This window comes from Gordonia sp. DT219 (genome assembly GCF_049847065.1).
Classification (GTDB): Bacteria; Actinomycetota; Actinomycetes; order Mycobacteriales; family Mycobacteriaceae; genus Gordonia.
On the sequence record NZ_JBNCNR010000013.1, the window covers coordinates 96,354 to 114,076 of the forward strand.

The 17,723-nt window shown below is 66.7% G+C and carries 15 protein-coding genes; 5 read left to right on the forward strand and 10 right to left on the reverse strand.

The genetic code is table 11. The features are described 5' to 3' along the window. Positions 1–87 precede the first annotated feature (87 nt). From groL to ACPXB3_RS15850, 6 genes are all read right to left on the reverse strand, one after another. Entirely contained in the window at positions 88–1,713 is a 1,626-nt protein-coding gene (gene groL, locus ACPXB3_RS15825) for a chaperonin GroEL (protein WP_425705896.1), read from the reverse strand. Between the two features lie 241 nt (positions 1,714–1,954). After that, complete coding sequence (locus ACPXB3_RS15830; protein ID WP_425728353.1) at positions 1,955–3,445, reverse strand: NCS1 family nucleobase:cation symporter-1; 1,491 nt, start codon at positions 3,443–3,445, stop codon at positions 1,955–1,957. Beyond that, positions 3,445–4,773 carry an aspartate aminotransferase family protein gene (locus ACPXB3_RS15835; protein ID WP_425728355.1) on the reverse strand — a complete coding sequence of 443 codons (1,329 nt, stop codon included), beginning with the start codon at positions 4,771–4,773 and terminating at the stop codon, positions 3,445–3,447. The genes ACPXB3_RS15830 and ACPXB3_RS15835 overlap by 1 nt, the downstream gene beginning before the upstream one ends. A 4-nt stretch (positions 4,774–4,777) precedes the next feature. Next, positions 4,778–5,800, reverse strand: a complete 1,023-nt coding sequence (locus ACPXB3_RS15840; RefSeq protein ID WP_425728356.1) for a TIGR03842 family LLM class F420-dependent oxidoreductase — start codon at positions 5,798–5,800, stop codon at positions 4,778–4,780. 7 nt (positions 5,801–5,807) lie between these two features. Then, a complete protein-coding gene (gene hydA / locus ACPXB3_RS15845; RefSeq protein WP_425705892.1) occupies positions 5,808–7,229 on the reverse strand; it encodes a dihydropyrimidinase in 1,422 nt (473 codons plus the stop codon). A 24-nt stretch (positions 7,230–7,253) separates the two neighbouring features. Then, positions 7,254–8,102, reverse strand: coding sequence for a nitrilase-related carbon-nitrogen hydrolase (locus ACPXB3_RS15850; RefSeq protein ID WP_425705891.1), 849 nt, complete (start codon positions 8,100–8,102; stop codon positions 7,254–7,256). Between the two features lie 122 nt (positions 8,103–8,224). Here ACPXB3_RS15850 and ACPXB3_RS15855 point away from each other — a divergent pair, with 122 nt between their 5' ends. Next, positions 8,225–9,604 (forward strand): PLP-dependent aminotransferase family protein, encoded by a 1,380-nt coding sequence (locus tag ACPXB3_RS15855; protein WP_425728358.1) that lies wholly within the window; start codon positions 8,225–8,227, stop codon positions 9,602–9,604. Positions 9,605–9,629: 25 nt separating this feature from the next. Here the strand turns inward: ACPXB3_RS15855 and ACPXB3_RS15860 are convergent, their stop codons facing one another. Together ACPXB3_RS15860 and ACPXB3_RS15865 are read right to left on the reverse strand one after the other, a co-directional pair. Further along, a complete protein-coding gene (locus ACPXB3_RS15860; protein ID WP_425728360.1) occupies positions 9,630–11,360 on the reverse strand; it encodes an AMP-binding protein in 1,731 nt (576 codons plus the stop codon). Between the two features lie 64 nt (positions 11,361–11,424). Further along, positions 11,425–12,342: an SDR family NAD(P)-dependent oxidoreductase gene (locus tag ACPXB3_RS15865; RefSeq protein ID WP_425728362.1), complete on the reverse strand. Its 918-nt coding sequence runs from the start codon at positions 12,340–12,342 to the stop codon at positions 11,425–11,427. 91 nt (positions 12,343–12,433) lie between these two features. Here ACPXB3_RS15865 and ACPXB3_RS15870 point away from each other — a divergent pair, with 91 nt between their 5' ends. From ACPXB3_RS15870 to ACPXB3_RS15885, 4 genes are all read left to right on the forward strand, one after another. Further along, the gene (locus ACPXB3_RS15870; RefSeq protein ID WP_425705887.1) at positions 12,434–13,000 is read left to right on the forward strand and encodes a TetR/AcrR family transcriptional regulator; all 567 of its coding nucleotides are present in this window, start codon (positions 12,434–12,436) and stop codon (positions 12,998–13,000) included. A gap of 66 nt (positions 13,001–13,066) precedes the next feature. Continuing rightward, entirely contained in the window at positions 13,067–13,906 is an 840-nt protein-coding gene (locus ACPXB3_RS15875) for a TetR family transcriptional regulator (protein ID WP_425705886.1), read from the forward strand. Positions 13,907–14,058: 152 nt separating this feature from the next. Then, positions 14,059–15,024: a cyclase family protein gene (locus ACPXB3_RS15880; protein ID WP_425705885.1), complete on the forward strand. Its 966-nt coding sequence runs from the start codon at positions 14,059–14,061 to the stop codon at positions 15,022–15,024. Next, positions 15,021–16,685 carry a class I adenylate-forming enzyme family protein gene (locus tag ACPXB3_RS15885; RefSeq protein WP_425705884.1) on the forward strand — a complete coding sequence of 555 codons (1,665 nt, stop codon included), beginning with the start codon at positions 15,021–15,023 and terminating at the stop codon, positions 16,683–16,685. Before ACPXB3_RS15880 ends, ACPXB3_RS15885 begins: the two co-directional genes overlap by 4 nt. Before the next feature lie 95 nt (positions 16,686–16,780). On the opposite strand, the gene lppU is transcribed toward ACPXB3_RS15885, so the two are convergent. Both lppU and ACPXB3_RS15895 read right to left on the reverse strand, forming a co-directional pair. Continuing rightward, the gene (lppU, locus tag ACPXB3_RS15890) at positions 16,781–17,338 is read right to left on the reverse strand and encodes an LppU family putative lipoprotein (protein ID WP_425705883.1); all 558 of its coding nucleotides are present in this window, start codon (positions 17,336–17,338) and stop codon (positions 16,781–16,783) included. Positions 17,339–17,465: 127 nt separating this feature from the next. Further along, positions 17,466–17,723, reverse strand: a 258-nt coding sequence (locus ACPXB3_RS15895) for an HNH endonuclease signature motif containing protein (protein ID WP_425728364.1), incomplete at its 5' end; no start/stop codon positions are given.

A 17,723-nucleotide genomic window follows, 5' to 3' on the forward strand; every position in this document is an offset into this window, starting at 1 on the left:
GGCACCCGCACACGCCGTAGGCCGGCCACCCGTGCGGGTGACCGGCCTGCGGTCGGAAACGCTGTGAGCGTTGGGTTCTGAACTATCTCAGAAACCCATGCCGCCCATCTCGTCGCCACCCGGCATGGCCGGGGCCGGGTTCTTCTCCGGCTTGTCGGCGACGACGGCCTCGGTGGTGAGGAACAGGGCCGCGATCGACGCAGCGTTCTGCAGCGCCGAGCGGGTGACCTTCACCGGGTCGTTGATGCCGGCGGCGAGCAGGTCCTCGTAGGTGCCGGTGGCGGCGTTGAGGCCGGTGCCCTTCGGCGAGTTGAGAACCTTGTCGGCGACGACGCCGGGCTCGAGGCCCGCGTTGATGGCGATCTGCTTGGCCGGGGCCGACAGCGCAACCTTGACGATGTTGGCGCCGGTGGCCTCGTCACCGTCGAGCGAGAGTGCGTCGATGGCCGGCTCGGACTGCAGCAGGGCCACGCCACCGCCGGCGACGATGCCCTCTTCGACGGCAGCCTTCGCGTTGCGGACGGCGTCCTCGATGCGGTGCTTGCGCTCCTTGAGCTCGACCTCGGTGGCCGCGCCCGCCTTGATGACCGCAACTCCGCCGGCCAGCTTGGCCAGGCGCTCCTGCAGCTTCTCACGGTCGTAGTCGGAGTCGCTGTTCTCGATCTCGGAACGGATCTGCGCCACGCGACCGGCGATCGCGTCGGCATCGCCTGCGCCGTCGACGATGGTGGTCTCGTCCTTGGTCACGACGACCTTGCGGGCGGTACCGAGCAGCTCGACGCCTGCACCCTCGAGGGACAGACCGACCTCTTCGCTGATGACCTCGCCACCGCTGAGGATGGCGATGTCGGCCAGCATGGCCTTGCGACGGTCACCGAAGCCCGGAGCCTTGACGGCGACGGACTTGAAGGTCCCGCGGATCTTGTTGACGACCAGGGTCGAGAGGGCTTCGCCCTCGACGTCCTCGGCGATGATCAACAGCGGCTTGCCGGCCTGGATGACCTTCTCCAGCAGCGGCAACAGGTCCTTGACGGTCGAGACCTTGCCCGATACGAGCAGGATGTACGGGTCCTCGAGGACGGCTTCCTGACGGTCGGCGTCGGTCACGAAGTAGCCCGAGACGTAGCCCTTGTCGAAGCGCATACCCTCGGTGAGCTCCAGCTGGAGCCCGAAGGTCTGAGCCTCTTCGACGGTGATGACGCCTTCCTTGCCGACCTTGTCCATCGCCTCGGCGATGAGCTCACCGATCGACGGGTCACCAGCGGAGATGCCGGCCGTCTGAGCGATCTGCTCCTTGGTCTCGACCTCCTTGGCGCTCTTGAGCAGCGACTCGGTGACGGCCTCGACGGCCTTCTCGATGCCGCGCTTGAGGCCGAGCGGGTTGGCGCCGGCGGCGACGTTGCGCAGACCCTCACGCACGAGAGCCTGGGCGAGCACGGTGGCGGTGGTGGTGCCGTCGCCCGCGACGTCGTCGGTCTTCTTGGCAACTTCCTTGACGAGTTCCGCGCCGATCTTCTCGTACGGGTCCTCGAGCTCGATTTCCTTGGCGATGGAGACACCATCGTTGGTGATGGTGGGGGCGCCCCACTTCTTCTCCAGAACGACGTTGCGGCCCTTGGGGCCCAACGTCACCTTGACTGCGTCGGCGAGGCTGTTCAGGCCCCGCTCGAGGCCGCGGCGGGCCTCTTCGTCGAACGCGATTTGCTTGGCCATGGGTAAGTGATCCTCCGATGGGGGGTGACACCAGGTATCTATGGCCGGACTCGGTGCCCGCGACGGACGACCGGTGTGTCATTCGGTACCGATCTCACCGTCCCGACCTGGCACTCACAGTCCGCGAGTGCCAACGTCCGTTTTAGCACTCGACCAGGGTGAGTGCAAGGTGTCGGCGCGACTCCTGCCGAGAAGATCGGTCAGACATCGGTCGCGGTTTCCGAGAGAGATGTCTACCGATTCAGACAACACTCGCCTCCGACGCCACCGGCACGTCGGTGGTCGAGTGGGTGAAGCCCTGGTCGGCGCCGATGAAGCGGCCCAGCACCAGCATCAGCACCGCCCCGAGCAACGCACCCACCGGCCAGCTGAGTGCGGTGATGTTCTGCGACTCCGGGACGAGCGCGACGACGGCCGCGACCGAGCCGGATACCAGCAGTGCCACGATCGCGGCCGGATTGAATCCCCGGCGGAAATGGTAGGTGCCGCTCGGGTCGACCGTGTACAGGTCGGAGATCTTCGTCCGCTGCCGACGCAGCATGTAGTAGTCGACGATGAGGATGCCGAACACCGGGCCCATCAGCGATCCGACGCCGCCGAGGAAGTACACGATCGCGACCTCGCTGCCCCAGACCTTCCACGGCAGCACCAGGATCGAGAGCACCGCGGTGATGATTCCGCCGGTCCGGAACGAGATGTACTTGGGCGCGACGTTACTGATGTCGTACGAGGGTGAGACGAAGTTCAGCACGACGTTGATACCGACGGTCGCGATCGCGAACAGCGCGGCCGCGATCACCACGACGACGTCCGAATCCACCTTGGACACCAGGGCGACGGGATCCATCGTGCCGTCGCCGAACACCTTGAGCGCACACAGCGAGATGACGATCGACAACACCACGAAAGCCGTTTCGTTCAACGGGATACCCAACGCGTTACCGCGCTTGATCGCCTTCTTCGACGGTGCGAACCGCGCGAAGTCGCTGTAGTTCACCAGCGGTCCCGCCATGTAGGCGATCATCAGGAACGCCACCGCGACGAATGCGGCGATCGTGGCCGGGGCCGACAAGACGTTGCCGATCCGCGCATTCCAGTCGATGCTCCAATGCGCCTGGTCGAGCATCCAGATGGCCAGCGCGATCATGCCGATCCACACCACCGGCCCGGCGAAGTCGGAGACCTTGCGGACGATCTCCATTCCGTAGCTGAGCACCAGCAGCTGAGCCGTCCACAGGGCCATGAAGGTGATCCACCCGAGCGGACTCTGCCCGAGGAAGCCACCGTGGGTCCACGACGCCATACCCGGCCAGATGCGCACGATCAAAGCGATCACCGCGAGGGAGGCGAGATAGGTCTGGATGCCGTACCAGAACACCGCAACCAAGCCACGGAACAGTGCGGGGATGTTGGAACCGAAGATGCCGAAGGTGGCGCGGGCGAAGACCGGGAACGGCACCCCGACCTTCTGCCCGGCGACACCGATCAGGTTGGAGCCCAACCACAGTCCGAGTACACCGGCGAAGAGCGCCAGCATCGTCTGCCACCCCGTCAGGCCCAGCGCGAGCATACCGATGGCGAAGGTGTAACTACCCAGGCTGTGCGCCGAGGTCATCCAGAGACAGAACAGGTCCCAGGACCGCCAGGTGGCCTTGCCCTCGGCGGTCGGCGCCAGATCGGCGTTGAACAGGACGGACTTCTCGGGCATCTGCTGAACTGTTGTGTCGGCCATCACCGCACCACCCCTTCGCTGTTGTCGCGCAAGACTTCTCGATATATATCCATTGCCTCGCCGACCTCGTCGTCGGTGACCACGCACGGCGGTACCACATGAATCCGGTTGTCGACGGTGAACGCCAGCAACCCGCGTGCCGCGAGCTCCGATCTCATCGCCGCCACCCGCGCCGCGGGTAGCGGTTCACGCGACGCGCGGTCGGTGACGAGTTCGAGGGCCCAGAACACCCCGGCCCCGCGGACCTCGCCGATGATCGGGAACTCCTCTGCGAGCGTGGCCAATTCGGGACCGATCACCTCGGCGCCGACCCGGGCCGCATTCTCGACGATGCCCTCGTCGGCCATCGCGTCGAGCGTCGCCACCACCGATGCCGCGGCGAGCGGATGACCGCTGTAGGTCAGTCCGCCGGGAAAGACCCGGTGCGCAAAGGTCTCGGCGATGTGATCGGCGATCACCACCCCGCCGATCGGGACGTAGCCGGAGTTCACACCCTTGGCGAAGGTGATCAGATCGGGCACCACGTCATGGGCCTCGAACGCGAACCACCGTCCGGTGCGGCCGAATCCGGCCATCACCTCGTCGAGGATCAGCACGATGCCATGCCGGTCGGCGATCTCACGCACCCCGGCGAGATAGCCGGGCGGCGGCACCAGGATGCCCGCGGTGCCGGGCACCGATTCGATGAGGATCGCCGCGATACTCGAGGCACCCTCGACGGCGACGAGCCGTTCCAGATGTGCGAGCGCGCGTTCGGTCTCCTGCTCGGGACTGTCCGAGAAGAACTCCGAGCGGTAGAGGAACGGGCCGTGGAAATGGACGTGCCCGCGCGCGAATTCGTTGGGGATGCGCCGCCAGTCGCCGGTGGCGACGACCGCGGCACCGGTGTTGCCGTGGTAGGAGCGGTAGGTGCTGAGCACCTTGTCGCGGCCGGTGTGCAGGCGCGCCATCCGGATCGCATTCTCCACCGCGTCGGCGCCGCCGTTGGTGAAGAACACCTTGTTCAGGCCGTCGGGGGCGCGCTCGGCGATCCGGCGGGCGGCCTCGCCGCGCGCGAGATTCGCCGTGGACGGCGCGATGGTGCACAACGTCTGTGCCTGTTCGGTGATCGCGGCGACCACCCGCGGGTGCTGATGGCCGATGTTGGTGTTGACCATCTGGCTGGAGAAGTCCAGATATCGGTGACCGGAGTCGTCCCAGACCCGACATCCGCGGCCACCGGTGATGACGATCGGGTCGAGATCTGCTTGCGCCGACCAGGAATGGAACACATATTGCCGGTCCAGTTGCCGGGCCCGCTCGTCGGCGGTGGTCTCGAGAGTGCTCACGTCCCTATCCCTTTCGCACCGCGCCGGCGGTTCTGGTGAGGGTGGGGATGATCCGCTCGCCGTAGACGCGCATCGTCTCCTCCTTGTTGTCGTGCTGCAGATAACCCGCGAACTGGTCGACGCCGAGCTTTTCGAGGGCTTCGAGTTTGGTGAGGTGGTCCTCGGCGCTGCCGAGTACGCAGAAGCGGTCCACTATCTCGTCGGAGACGAAGTCGGTGTGGCTGTTGCCGACCTGTCCGTGCTGGTTGTAGTCGTAACCCTCGCGACTGGTGATGTAGTCGGTGAGCGCGGCGGGCACCGATCCGTCGTTGCCGTAGCGCGCAACGATGTCGGCGACGTGGTTGCCGACCATGCCACCGAACCAGCGCGACTGGTCGCGTTGATGGGCGAGGTCGTCGCCGACGTACATCGGCGCCGCCACACAGAATTTCACGTCATAGGGGTCGCGACCGGCGTCGGAGGCGGCCGAGCGGACGGTGTCGATCATCCACGAGGCGATGTCGAGGTCGGCGAGCTGCAGGATGAAGCCGTCGGCCACCTCGCCGGTCAGCGCGAGCGCCCGGGGACCGTAGGCAGCCACCCACACCGGCAGTTGCGATCCCGAGCTCCACGGGAAAACTATTGTGGTGCCGTTGATCTCGACCTCGCGAGAATTGCCGAGTTCCCGGATGACGTGCACGGCCTTCCGCAGATCCCGCAACGTGGTCGGCGCGCCGCCGGTGACCCGGACCGCCGAGTCGCCGCGGCCGATGCCGCAGATGGTGCGGTTGCCGTACATCTCGTTGAGTGTCGCGTACAGCGATGCGGTGACCGTCCAATCACGCGTCGCCGGATTGGTGACCATCGGCCCGACCGTGATACGTCGCGTCTCGGCCAGCATCTGCGCGAACAGCACATAGGGCTCCTGCCAGAGGACGTGCGAGTCGAACGTCCAGACATGGTTGAAGCCATGGGATTCCGCCAGCCGGGTCAACGCGATGGTGCGGGCCGCCGGCGGATGGCATTGCAGGACAACTCCGAAATCCATGATGCTCCTAGATGAGGTACTGGCTCAGTTCACGGCGGACGAACCGGCCGTGCCCCTTGGTGCCGACGTAATCACGGTCACCGACCACCACGGTGCCGCGGGAGAGCACGGTGTCGACGGCACCGTCGATCTCGTAGCCCTCCCAGGCCGAGTAGTCCATGTTCATGTGGTGGGTCTTGCCCATGCCGATGGAGGTGTGTCCGTTCGGGTCGTAGATGACGATGTCGGCGTCGGCGCCCGGCGCGATGACACCCTTGCGGCCGTAGAGCCCGAACATCCGGGCCGGCGTGGTGGCGGTGATCTCGACCCACCGCTCCAGACTGATCTTGCCGTCGACGACGCCCTGATAGAGCAGGTCCATCCGGTGCTCCACCGACCCGATCCCGTTGGGGATCTTGGTGAAGTCGCCGATGCCCATCTCCTTCTGGTCCTTCATGCAGAAGGGGCAGTGATCGGTGGACACCAGTTGTACGTCGTTGGTGCGCAGTGCCTGCCACACCTCGTCCTGATGATGTTCGTGCTTCGACCGCAGCGGCGTGGAGCACACCCACTTGGCACCCTCGAATCCCGGTGCGCCCAACTGGTCTTCGAGCGAGAGATACAGGTACTGCGGGCAGGTCTCGCCGTAGACGTTGCGTCCGGCATCGCGGGCGGCGGCCAATTGGGTGACGGCCTGTTTGGCCGATACGTGCACGATGTAGAGCGGCGCCCCGGTGAGGTCGGCAAGCATGATCGCCCGGTGGGTGGCCTCCTCCTCGAGCTGCCAGGCCCGGGCGATGCCGTGATAGTACGGGTCGGTCTTGCCTGCGGCGACGAGTTGTTCGGCGAGCACGTCGATGGCGGGCCCGTTCTCGGCGTGCATCATCGTCAGCAGCCCGGTGTCGGCGGAGACCTGCATGGCCCGCACGATCTGGGCGTCGTCGCTGTAGAAGACACCGGGGTAGGCCATGAACAGTTTGAAACTGGTGATGCCCTCGTCGGCGAGGCCCCGCATCGCGGACAGCGACTCGGCGTCGACGTCACCGACGATCTGGTGGAACGAGTAGTCGATCGCACATTCACCCGCGGCCATATCGTGCCAGGTGGCGAGTGAATCCTGAAGTCGCTCACCGTATTTCTGCACGGCGAAGTCGATGATCGTGGTCGTTCCGCCCCACGCCGCCGCGCGGGTGCCGGTCTCGAAGGTGTCGCTGGCCTGCGTACCACCGAACGGCATCGACATGTGGGTGTGCGCGTCGATCCCGCCGGGGATCACGTATTTGCCGGTCGCGTCGATGACGGTGCCGGCAGTGGTGGCCAGGTCGGCGCCGAGCACCGTCGATCCCGGCTCGAGCAGTGCGACGATCCGCTCGCCGTCGACCAGCACGTCGGCGGCACCGGTGCCGGTGGCCGAGACGACGCTGCCGCCGTGGATGAACGTGGTTGCCATGGTTGTCCTCTCGGGATCGGGTCGTCAGCGCTGCGGGATCGCGTCGTAGCTGTCGGGCCGCCGATCGCGGTAGAACTGCCAGTCGTTGCGCACCGCGCGCACCAGATCCAGGTCGATTTCGCGCACCACGACCTCCTCGGCGTCGGTGGAGGCGACCTCGCCCACGTAGTTGCCGCGCGGATCGGCGAAGTAGGAGCTGCCGTAGAAGGTGACCGCCTTGTCACCGAATTCGCCTGTCTCGGTGCCAATTCGGTTATTTGCGGCGACGAAGTACTGGTTGGCGGCCGCGGCGGCGGGCTGTTCGAGTTCCCACAGCCGGTTGGACAGCCCGGGTTTGGTGGCCGACGGATTGAAGACGATCTCGGCGCCGCCGAGACCCAGTTCGCGCCAGCCCTCCGGGAAGTGACGGTCGTAGCAGATGTACACACCGACCTTGCCGACGGCGGTGTCGAAGACCGGGTATCCGAGATTGCCGGGCCGGAAGTAGAACTTCTCCCAGAACCGGTCGAGATTCGGGATGTGACTCTTCCGGTATTTGCCGAGGTAACTGCCGTCGGCGTCGATCACCGCGGCGGTGTTGTAGTAGAGGCCCGGCATCTCTTCTTCGTAGACGGGCAAGACGATCACGATGCCGAGTTCGGCGGCGAGCGCGGCGAAGCGCTCGGTGAGCGGCCCCGGCACCGACTGGGCGTACTCGTAGTATTTGGCGTCCTCGACGATCCCGAAGTACGGGCCGTGGAACAGCTCCTGGAAGCAGACGATGTGCGCTCCTTCCGCAGCGGCCTGCCGGGCCAGCCCTTCGTGTTTGACGACCATCGACTCCTCGTCACCGGTCCATGCCGCCTGAGTGATCGCCGCTCTGATCACGGTCATTGCTCGCTACCTCCGTTGCCGGTGAGACACCTCGCCGTGTGCTTGAATTGAATGACACTGTGGCCAGTAAACATTTCGAGAATATTTCTCCCCGTAGAGCAATTGTTACAACGGAGCAGCCGATGTCCATAGACGATCCCACCGCCGACGCCGCGCCGCAGCGCATCGTGATCGACGACCCCTCCCCCGCCGGGATCGCCGGGGCCATCGGACGGATGATCCGGGCCGGTGAACTCGTTCCCGGCGACCGGCTGCCCACGGTGCGCCACCTCGCGGCCCAGCTGGGTGTCTCCCCGGCCACCGTCAGCCATGGCTGGAAGGCGCTGGCCCGCTCGGGTCTGGTCATCTCGCGGGGACGCAGTGGGACCTTCGTCGCCGCGAGGGCCGGCGTCGATGTCGCGCGGGCGTCGCGGACGGCGACGATGGCGCGCACCCACGGCAGCATCGGACTCGATCTCTCCAAGGGCTCCCCCGATCCGGAACTGCTCCCGGAACTCGCTGCGGCACTGGCGAATGTCGCCAAGCGGGCCGCCACCACCAGCTATCACGATCACCCCGTCGTACCCGAGCTCGGTGAGCTGTTGCGCACCCGGTGGCCGTCGAAGGCGCAGGCACTGACCGTGGTCGACGGCGCCCTCGACGCGGTGGCCCGGTCCTTGCAGGCCGTCACCACCTACGGCGACCGGGTGATCGTGGAGGACCCGACATTTCCGCAGTTCCTCGACCTGCTCGAGGGTCTCGGACTCCAGCATGTCGCGGTGCCGATCGATCCGCACGGACCCGATCCGGCTGCTTTCGCACAGGCGGTCTCGCAGTCACCGACCGCGGCGATTCTGCAACCGCGTGCGCACAATCCAACCGGCGTGAGCATGACGGCGGCGCGGGCCCGCGAGCTCGCACGCCTGCTGCGAGGCGCGCGCTGCGTCGTCATCGAGGACGACCACAGCGGCGCCGCCGTGAGCGCCCCGGACGTCAGCCTGTCGCGCTGGCTGCCCGAGCAGGTGATCCACGTGCGCAGCTTCTCCAAGTCGCACGGACCTGATCTGCGGATCGCCGCGATGACCGGGCCCCGCGAGGTGATCGACCGGATCGCCTCGACGCGACGGCTCGGGCCCGGATGGACTCCGCGGCTGCTGCAACGGGTGCTCTACGAATTACTCACCGACGAGGCCGCCATCGCCGCCGTCGACCATGCCCGGACCGTGTATCACACCCGCCGCACCGCACTGGTCGACACCTTGCGCGGCAACGGGATCGAGGTGATCGGAACCGACGGCTTCAATGTGTGGGTCCCCGTCGCCGACGAGCGCAGCGCACTGATTCATCTGGCCGCCAACGGCATCCAGGTGGCGCCTGGCGAACCGTTCGTCGCGGGACCGGCGCGCGGCGGCGACCACGTGCGCGTCACGATCGCCACGCTGCGCGCGGATTTCGAGCGGGTCGCCGCCACCATCGCAACCGCTGCGTCCGGCGGCGAAGCGGGTTTCTTCGCCTTGCGGTGACCGATGGGCACCGGGCATCCCGGACTCATCTCAGCCTGCGCCGCAGCAGCTTTCCGGTGGCGGTATGCGGCAACTCGCCGACGAGCTCGATCTCGCGTGGGTATTTGTACGCCGCGAGCCGCTCGCGGCAGTATTCGATCAGATCGTATTCGGTGGCGCCATCGGGCTGCCGGAGAACGACGAACGCCTTGACCGACTCGCCGCGGTATTCGTCGGGGATGCCGACGACGGCCGCGTCGACGACGTCGGGATGCGCACGCAGTACCCGCTCGACCTCGTTGGGCCACACCTTGTAGCCGGAGGCGTTGATCAGTTCGCTCTTGCGGTCGATGACATAGAACCAGCCGTCGGCATCCATGAAACCGATGTCGCCGGTGAGTAGTTCGCCACCGAGAAATGCCTCGGCGTCCGCGCGCGGGTTGCGCCAATAGCCGCCGATCACCTGCGGGCCGGACACCACCAGCTCGCCGATCTGACCGGCCGGGAGCTGCGTGCCGTCGTCGTCGACGACGCGCGCGACGGAGTCGAAGACCGGGAGCCCGACCGAGAGCACCCCGGTCTCCGGGTCGACGGGGGCCGGCGTGCCGATGGGCACCATGTGGGTTGGGGATGACGTCTCGGTGAGGCCGTAGACGTTGTGGATGTAGCCGCCCAGGCGCGCCTCGAGACGTTCGGCGGTGGCCGGATCGATCGGCGCACCACCGGACAGCCGCACGCGCAACGACTCGAGATCTGTTGCGGTGAGGGACGGTTCATCAGCCAACGCAATGTAGGCGGTGATCACCGCGACCATGAAGAACGGTCGCGCACGCCGGATGGCGTCGAGGACGACGTCGGCGCGGAACCGGTGCGTCAGTACCAGGGGCGCGCCGGTCAGCATGGAGAGCGCGACGGCCCCGACCAATCCGGTGACATGGAAGAACGGCGATACCGCCAGGATCGGTTCGCGCTCCAGCGCGCACCAGCGGCGGTAGACGTGTGCGTTGAACACCAGATTGGAATGCGACAGGCAGGCGCCCTTGGGCGGGCCGGTGGTTCCGGAGGTGGCCATCAGTACGGCGGTGTCGGCGGGACCGACGGACCGGGCGACTGTGTCGAATCCCGTTGCGGGAGTGGCACTGCGCAGCAGCGTGTGCAGGTCGATGGTGTCGACGGGCCGATGCCGTCCTGCTGCGGTACGTCCGGCGTCGGCGAACAGGCGTGGTTCGTCGACCACCCCCTGCGGGCCGTCGAGGGGTGAGATGGTCAGCACGACGCGCACACTGCGGGTGCCGTCGGCGAGCAGTGGTGCGACGATCCCGGTGTAGAGGTCGTCGAGTACGACGATCGCGGTCGGGGTGTGATCGTGGAGCCGCTGCCGGAGTTCGTCGGCGGTGACCATCGGGCTGATGAGGGCGGCGATTCCGCCGGCTCGCCAGGTGGCGACGAGGCAGATGATGAAGGCCGGGTTGTTCTGCAACATCAGTGCGCACCGGTCGCCGCGCGCGAAGCCGCGGGCCACCAGCAGCCCGGCCACCGCGTCGGCGGCGGCGCCGACCTCACGCCAGGTCATCGTCTGGCCGAAGTAGTCCAGGGCGATGGCATCGGGTCGGGTGGCGACGGTGGCATCGAACATCTGCAGCGCGGTTGCGGCCCCGACCCGCAGGTGCGCCCCCAGTCCCGGACGGTAGTGGGCCAGCCAGGGTCGCCGGTCGTAGTCGCCGGGTTCGGCGTCGCGGTTCGGCGGATCGGGATCGAGATCGTCAGGTGTGCGCATCGCGTGCGTGAGTGTACGAACACTCGGCAACCGGTGTTGCCGAAATGGGGGTAACCGGCCCGCGTCATCGATTGTCGGGACCGGCCGGGACGCGTCTTCGGAGTTCTTCGAGGAAGTCCCACAGTTCGCGCTCGCGTTGTGGGTCATACGACTCCGGCGACGATGGGACGACCCGCGTGCGGTCGATGTACTCGCCGCTGCCTGCGGCGGTCCGGGCGAGGATGGCGTCGGCGAGTTTTACTCCGGCAGTGGGAATCCGGTCCACGAGCGGCGTGATCGAGAGTGCCGGCAACACCCACCGGCCGGCGAACCGGTCGAGCGCGCGGGCGTCGCGCGTGAGCCCCGTACCGGGCACCAAGGAAGGGTTGTACGAGACGATGTCGAGTCCTGCCGGCAGGTGACGTGCCCATTCGTGGACCAGATGGACCGCGGCCAATTTACTCGTCGAATACGCAGTCCGGCCGGCCGCGGTGCTCGCCGGGTCCGCGAACGCGCCGGGGGCGGCCAGCGTCCGCGGAGCTGACCAGCGGGGCGCCGGAACCAGCCCGCCGGTGTGCCGGAAGTCACCGAAGTGCGTGTCGCTCACCGTGATCGTGATCCGCGCGGGAATGCGCAGGTGCTCGCGTAGACCCATGATCAGCAGGTGGTTGGCGACCACGTTCACCGCGAAGGTCGTCTCCAGCCCGGCGCCGGTGGCGTGCAGCGCGTCGACGAACTGGATTCCCGCGTTGAGGCCGAGGGCACTCAGCGGCGGCAGTGTCGCGGCGTCGAGCGCACCGACGAGGGTTGCGATGGCGCCGTCGATACTCGTGGCGTCGGTGAGGTCGGCGGGGAGCATCGTGATCCGGTCCGCGTACGCCGCCAGCCCGGTGGGAAGTTCATCCATCCGGCCTCGAGAGAGCAGCGCGAGATGGACGTCGCCGGTCGTGGACAGAATGTGACGGGCGGCGGCGAGGCCGATCCCCCGAGTCGCGCCGGTCATGACCACCGTATGCATGGGAAAACCCTTCAGTTGACGCTGTCAACTCACCTAACCATTTCCAGTTGACGGCGTCAACCCGTAGTCTCGCCTGGTGCGCACCCGAACGGAGAACGCAGCCAGGACCCGACGCGCGCTACTCGACGCCGCGATCACACTCGTCGACTCCGGTGGCCCCGAAGCCGTGACCCTCCGTGCGGTCGGCGACGGAGCCGGTGTCTCGCGCGGCGCCGCCTACCGCCACTTCGCGGACAAGGACGCATTGCTGACCGCGATCGCCGTCGAGGCCTGGGGCGAGGTCGCCCACGGTCTCGAAGCCATCGTCGAGGACGATTCGCAGACTCCCGCCGACGCATTGCGCAGTGCGTTGATCGCCATCTCCGATCTCGGGCGCGCACGGCCGCACCTGTATCGGTTGATGTTCTCGGTCCCGGCCGACGGCGACATGTCGGCGACCGCGGCGGGCGAACGCGCGCAGGACGGCTTCTTGGCCCTGGTCGAGCGCGTCACCGGCCGCGCCGACGCGTTGCCGATCGCCGGCCTGCTCTTCGCGGTGACACACGGACTCACCGACCTGGACCTCAGTGGACACCTGCCACGGGACAAGTGGGCCGCCGGCCGCCACGAACTTCTGGAACTCGCGGTTGCCCGCCTCACCTAGCCTGCGGGCCTTCCCGACGGCGCCGAACCGCAGACAGGCCCGGCTCATTCGCCTACATTGTTCAGTGTGGCTGAACAGGCGGTAGGCGCCGCGGTGCGTCGTGCGCGCGAACGGGCGGGTATGACCCTGCGCGACCTCGCCGGCCACCTCGGCGTCAGCGCCGGCACGATGAGCGCCATCGAGAACAACAAGGTGGCCGTCACCGTCGAGCGGCTCAACGCCGTCGCGGCCGCTCTCGGGGTGACCGCGACCGCACTGCTCGCCAGGGACACCGCGATGGCACCGCCGACTCCCGCGCGTGGCGACGACGACTGGCGACACTTCGCCGACCTCGACCTCGACCCGGTGCTGGCCGCCGCCGTGGAGGTCTTCACCGAGACCGGGTATCACGGCGCCACCATGCGCGTGGTCGCCGGCGCTGCCGGGATCAGCGTGGCCGGCATCTATCACCACTACCGCAGCAAACAGCAACTGCTCGTCGCACTCTTCGACGTGATGATGAACGAAGTGCACTGGCGAATGACCGCCGCCGCGAGCGAAACCCCGGACCCGGTAACGACTTTCGCCTTGATGGTGGAAGCGCTGACGCTGTGCCACACCCAGCGTCGCGACCTGGCGTTCATCGCGGCCACCGAGATGCGCAGCCTCGTCGAGCCCGACCGTTCACGCGTGGCAGACGAACGCCGCCGAGTGCAGCACCACCTCGACGTCGTCGCCGCGAAGGCCGTGGCCACCGGCGCGTTCACCACACCCAATCCACACAACACCGGCCGCGCCATCGCGACGATGTGCATGGCGTTGCCGTACTGGTTCTCGGTGAGCGGACCGCAGTCGCCGGCCGAGGTGGCCGCCGAATATGCCGATCTGGCCCTGGCCATGATGGGCCGCCGTGTTCAGCCGGACTGAACCGCAACCGCCGCGTCGGTAGCCGGCGAGCGGGCCATGAAACCGGGGGTTGACGCGTTCACGGCGATCTGTGATGCTCATCTCACTGAACGCGAGCCTAACGATCGCTCGGACTGTTCAGAACTTGTCACCACTCTCCCGGAGGATCACCGATGACCACCGCTCATGACGCTCCCGCACTCACCGAACTCCTCGACGACTCGCCCAGCAACTGGGGCAAGTGGGGTCCCGATGACGAGGTCGGCAGCCTCAACTACCTGACCGCCGAGCATGTGCTCGCGGGCGCGTCGCTGATCAAGAAGGGCGAGCTGTTCACCTTGCAGCGCCTGATCGGGGACCCGAAGGGCGATCCGGTCTGGCCGGGCCGCAGCCCCGCCACCCGCGAGATGGTGTGGGACGAGTCCGACTGGGACGACGGCGGCAATGGCCCGGTCTTCCCCGGCGGCCTGCACTATGCCGACGACAAGATCAGCGCCTTCCTCCAGGGTTCGACGCAGTACGACGCGCTGGGACACGTCTGGTACGACGGCAAGATCTGGAACGGCTACGACGCCCGCACCACCATCGGCGGCCTCGACAAGGCCAGCGTCGAGCCGATCGCCGAGCGGGGTATCGCCGGGCGTGCGGTGCTGCTCGACATCGCCCGATTCCGTGGCGTCGACAGCCTCGGACCGCGCGAGACGATCGACCACAACGACCTCGAAAACTGCGCGCGGGCACAGGGAATCGAGATCAAGCCGCGCGACATCCTGATTCTCCGGACCAATCACCTCGAGCTGTTCTTCGCGCAGGGCGACAAGTTCTACGACGACTTCTGCGAGCCGGGTCTGGTGTACTCGCCGGAACTCGTGGAGTGGTTCCAGCGCAACGAGATCCCCAACCTCGTCACCGACACCATCGGCAACGAGGTCACCACCGACCCCAACAACGGGGTCGCGCTGGTCCTGCACAACGCGCTGATGCGCAATCTCGGTGTCGCCTTCACCGAGATCTGCGACCTGGAGAAGCTCGCCGCCGACTGCGCCGCGGACGGGGTGTACGAATTCTTCTATGTCGCAGCGCCGTTGCGGATTCAGAACGCCACCGGCTCGCCGGTCAACCCGGTGGTGATCAAGTGACCGAAAGCCGTTACACCGAGCGGCCATGGTTGTCGCTGTATCCGCCGGGCACCTCGGGCGACATCGCGGTGGAGTACGCCAGTGGCCTGGCGGTCTTCGACGCCGCGGTCGCCGAGAACCCCGACGACGAGTTCCTGGTCTATTTCGATCGGTCGATGTCGTTCGCCGAGGTCGACCGCGCGTCGCGGGCCGTGGCAGTCACCTTGCTGGAGCATGGCTTTCACACTGGTGATCGGCTGGGGTTGTACGTGCAGAACAATCCCGGATTCGTGATCGGTCTGATCGCGGCATGGCGGGCCGGTGGTGCGGCGGTCGCGATCAACCCGATGAACAAGGCTCGCGAGCTGACCTATCTGCTCACCGATTCCGGTGCGGTGGCACTGCTGACGCTCGAGGATCTCTACACCGATGTCGCGAAAGGCGTCATCGACTCGGGTTCGACGGCGGTACACACCGTGATCACATGTTCGCCGCTGGACTTCCAGACCCGCGACGACCCGCGGCTGTTCGCCGAGGTGGAACGCCACCGGCCCGAGGGCACCCTGGATCTGGTGACGATCATCGACGACTTCGCCGGTGGCGATCTACCCGAGGTGTCCCCCGGCCCCGATGATCTGGCGATTCTCGCCTACACGTCGGGCACCACCGGTAACCCCAAGGGCGCCATGAACACCCATGGAAACCTTGCGTTCAACGCGCAGACCTACCGGGAGTGGACCGGCCTCAAACCCGGCGAGGGTGTCCTGGGTATCGCACCGCTGTTCCACATCACCGGCCTCGTCGGGCACGTGATGTTCGCGATGCTGGCCCGATCGCCGTTGGTCCTCGCGCATCGCTTCGACCCGGCCGTCATGCTCGACGCCATTCGTGAACACCGGCCGGTGTTCGCGATCGCCGCGATCACCGCATTCAACGCTCTCGCGTCGGCGCCGGGGGCGACCCGCGACGACTTCGAGAGCCTGCGCATCCTCTTCTCCGGCGGCGCACCGATCGCGCCCGCAGTCGGCGACCGGCTGGAGAAGGTGTTCGGCGCGTACATCCACAACTTCTACGGGCTGACCGAGACCAACTCGCCATCTCACGGTGTGCCCCACGGGGTTCGGGCTCCGGTGGATGCGGCGTCGGGCGCGTTGTCGGTGGGTGTGCCGGTGTTCAACACGGTGGTGCGGGTCGTCGGCGAAGACGGCAACGACGTCGCGGTTGGCGAGATCGGCGAGTTCGTCACCTCGGGCCCGCAGGTGGTGCCCGGGTATTGGAACAAGCCCGAGGCCACCGCGAAGTCGATACCCGGCGGTGCTCTGCACACCGGCGATGTGGGTTTCATGGATGCCGACGGCTGGTTTTATCTGGTCGATCGCAAGAAGGACATGATCAACGCCTCCGGCTACAAGGTGTGGCCGCGTGAGGTCGAGGACGTGCTCTACACCCACCCGGCGGTCCGCGAGGCGGCGGTGGTGGGTGTACCCGACGAGTACCGCGGCGAGACGGTGAAAGCCTATGTGTCGCTTCGTGATGGCCAGCAGGTGGAGCCGGATGAGCTGATCGCGTTCTGCAAGGAACAGATGGCGGCTTACAAGTATCCGCGGTCGGTCGAGGTTGTCGGCGACCTGCCGAAGACCGTCACCGGCAAGATCTTGCGCCGGGAATTGCGCGACGCATAACGCCGCGACCACGCGGAGTCCGCCCGGGATGGTGCCGGAAACGGCACCCACCGGGCGGACTTTCGTTGCGCCCTGATCAGTTCAGCTCGGCAACGTCAGCTCAGCTTCTCGACGCAGACGAGCTTGTGCCGCTCCTTGTAGGTGTAGTAGTTCGTCGTGCCCTCCGGGCACTCGCTGTCATCGGTGGTACCTGGGCGCACGGCCAGAATCCGGCGGGCGTCGTAGTCCGTCGATGAGCAGTCGACGTGCGCCGGGTCGCCGAAGCTCGGCACCGTCATGCACTGTCCGACAGCCCAATCGGTGTCGAGGCACAGGGCACCCTGCTGCTTGCCGCCCTGGGTGACGTAGTAGGTCTGGTCGATATCCGACGGGCAGGCTTCCTTGGTCGGCGCCTTGGCCACCACCACATAGTTCGCGGGTGCCTGCCCGCAGGTTGCGTGCTCGATATCGGCGTGGACCATGTCCCCGGTCAGTTTGACGCAATCTCCTATCGCAGCCTCGAAGTCCACGTCACCACCGGCATCCTGGCTCTCGGTGACCGACGACACCGGGGTGGACTTGCCGAACGGCAATGCCGAACATCCGGTCACCAGTATCGCGATCACCCCGGATACGCCGAGAATCAGCGCAATTCGCATGGACAGACGACGCATCTTCGATTTCCTCCCGTTGGAACCGGACCCCTGCCGGCAACGCGAAGACTTTACGACACTCCAGACAATGCACTGATGTCGGGCCATTCGAACATCCGACAACGCAGCTGCACCATCACCGCACCGGTCAGCGTGGATGGGTGACGATGGTCTGTCCGGTGTCGCGGTGACGCCAGGTGACGGTGCGGTCGATGTTCAACGTGGGCCGCCAGATCCCGAGGTGCTTGCGTTGATGATCGGGGCGGCACAACGGGATCAGATCAGCGGGCAGCGTCCAACCCCCGGCCCGCGGATCGGCATGATCGAATGCCACCACATGGTCGAGTTCACACGCCTCCGCAGGCATGCCGCAGTACGGGAACCGACACCACAGATCGGTACCCAA

Excerpts from the sequence above, each read along its gene's own strand:
- ACPXB3_RS15830 (WP_425728353.1), bottom strand. The coding sequence starts at position 3,445 with ATGGCCGACACAACAGTTCAGCAGATGCCCGAGAAGTCCGTCCTGTTC.
- ACPXB3_RS15840 (WP_425728356.1), bottom strand. The coding sequence starts at position 5,800 with ATGGATTTCGGAGTTGTCCTGCAATGCCATCCGCCGGCGGCCCGCACC.
- ACPXB3_RS15850 (WP_425705891.1), bottom strand. The coding sequence starts at position 8,102 with ATGACCGTGATCAGAGCGGCGATCACTCAGGCGGCATGGACCGGTGAC.
- groL (WP_425705896.1), bottom strand. The coding sequence starts at position 1,713 with ATGGCCAAGCAAATCGCGTTCGACGAAGAGGCCCGCCGCGGCCTCGAG.
- hydA (WP_425705892.1), bottom strand. The coding sequence starts at position 7,229 with ATGGCAACCACGTTCATCCACGGCGGCAGCGTCGTCTCGGCCACCGGC.
- ACPXB3_RS15855 (WP_425728358.1), top strand. The coding sequence starts at position 8,225 with ATGTCCATAGACGATCCCACCGCCGACGCCGCGCCGCAGCGCATCGTG.
- ACPXB3_RS15860 (WP_425728360.1), bottom strand. The coding sequence starts at position 11,360 with ATGCGCACACCTGACGATCTCGATCCCGATCCGCCGAACCGCGACGCC.
- ACPXB3_RS15865 (WP_425728362.1), bottom strand. The coding sequence starts at position 12,342 with ATGACCGGCGCGACTCGGGGGATCGGCCTCGCCGCCGCCCGTCACATT.
- ACPXB3_RS15880 (WP_425705885.1), top strand. The coding sequence starts at position 14,059 with ATGACCACCGCTCATGACGCTCCCGCACTCACCGAACTCCTCGACGAC.
- lppU (WP_425705883.1), bottom strand. The coding sequence starts at position 17,338 with ATGCGTCGTCTGTCCATGCGAATTGCGCTGATTCTCGGCGTATCCGGG.